The following is a 1,864-nucleotide window of genomic DNA, read 5'->3' as shown; positions in this document are numbered from 1 at the left end:
AGAAACAGAAACAGAAACAGATTTTAATTTGCTTTACCAGATTCCAAGCTGGATTGATGCCATCCCGACATTTCTGCCGCAACAGTCGGATAAAGTGATTGTCCCTCCGCTGCAAGCTACTGAAAAGCAAAGCTGGGTCGACCGCAAACAACATGAAATCCGCAACTGGACAGGACGTACCTCTCATAAAATTGATAATTGGTTTGGAAAACCTGATCCCAATGATCCTGCTTCAGCAAGCTTACGTCTGATTATTGATAACAGCTGGAATAAACATGATAACTATGAAATTCGGCCACGTCTGCGCGGGAAAATTAAACTTCCCACCCTAGAACGTAAAGTCAGCCTAATCTTTGGTGATGATTCTTTAGATAATGAACTGAAAAATAATGTCGCTATTACTGATGAAAATCCGGCAAGCACTCAGGACAAAGCCCTCGACCGCGAACGAACGCGAGAAAGCAACAGTTCTTTGGCCTTGCGCTGGTCTGATTTTTCCAAGCGCCTTCCTTTTGAGACTGACGTGGATTTAGGGGTACGTTCAGGGGATGATATTTATTTAAGGCTAAAAGCTTCTCGGGATTGGCAACTGGAAAATGATTTTAGATTTTATGCCGAGCAAATTTACCGTTACGGGATAGATAGTGAAAATTACCTGAGAACCAATCTGGAACTCACCCATGCACGACAAAATCAGGCCTTTTTATCCGATCAATTCAGCCTGACCTATGCAGACCAGCAAGATGACGATCTAACCTGGGACAATTATCTGTTTAGACAACACCAGTTTTTCCACAATAACCGTTTTGCCTACGGTCTATATACCGGTGGTTTTTATAATAATAATGACCTACGCCTGAACAGTTGGGGACCCTATGTTTCATGGCGACAACCTTTCGTGCGCGAATGGTTTTTTCTACAGGGCGATTTAAACTACCTCAATGACCATCGTGAAGATCGCAGCCATTTTCTGGGTGTATCGCTGCGTATGGAAGCATTGTTCTAAGCTAGCCCATATAAAAATTTGAGTTATACCTCATCCTATTTCGCTGCAATAAAAAAACCTCCCGAAGGAGGTTTTTTTGCTTCACAAGAAAAAGGTTTATTTCAGCAACAAACTGTTTATACGTTTTACATATTCCGCAGGATCATCCGGCAAACCACCTTCAGCAATCACGGCCTGGTCAAAAATCACATTGGCCAAGTCATCAAACTGGTTCGAGCCTTCCAGCTTTTTCACCAACGGATGTTCCGGGTTAATTTCTAAAATTGGTTTACTTTCAGGAACCGCTTGACCCGCCTGTTTCAGCATGCGAATCAATTGTGGAGACAGCTCACCTTCGCCTGTCACCAAGCATGCAGGTGAATCGACCAGTCGCGTAGTGACCCGCACCTGTTGGGTTTTGGCTTTAAGTGCATCTGAAAGCTTATCCACGACAGGTTTAAACTGTTCAGCTGCTGCTTCCAGCGCCTTCTTCTCCTCAGCATCCTGCAAATCCCCCAGGTCTACTGCACCCTTAGAGACATTTTGCATTGGCGTTCCGTCGAATTCATGAATGAACTCCATCGCCCATTCATCTACACGATCCGCCATTAACAGCACTTCAATGCCTTTTTTCTTGAACAGCTCCAGTTGCGGTGAATTTTTTGCAGCACTGAGACTTTCCGCAGTTACATAATAAATGGCTTTTTGCCCTTCTTTCATGCGTGCTTTGTAATCTGCCAATGAAGTAGCAACTTCATCATTGATAGAGGTCGAGAAGCGTAATAATTTTAAGATACGCTCACGATTACCGAAGTCTTCACCCAAACCTTCCTTAATTACTGAACCAAATTCAGCATAGAACGTTTTGAATTTTTCCTG

General features: G+C 43.5%; 1 protein-coding gene and 1 pseudogene. One reads left to right on the top strand and one right to left on the bottom strand.

The window, feature by feature from the left end:
• Positions 1 to 1,006: hypothetical protein (locus B4C48_RS06830; protein WP_291354865.1), on the top strand; the 1,006-nt coding region annotated here is incomplete at its 5' end.
• A 96-nt stretch (positions 1,007 to 1,102) separates the two neighbouring features.
• Here the strand turns inward: B4C48_RS06830 and B4C48_RS06825 are convergent.
• Positions 1,103 to 1,864, bottom strand: a pseudogene (locus tag B4C48_RS06825) (molecular chaperone HtpG); the annotation flags it as partial.

It is taken from the genome of Acinetobacter sp. UBA3106, assembly GCA_002365595.1.
GTDB lineage: Bacteria > Pseudomonadota > Gammaproteobacteria > Pseudomonadales > Moraxellaceae > Acinetobacter.
This window is presented reverse-complemented; position numbering and strand designations above follow the sequence as displayed.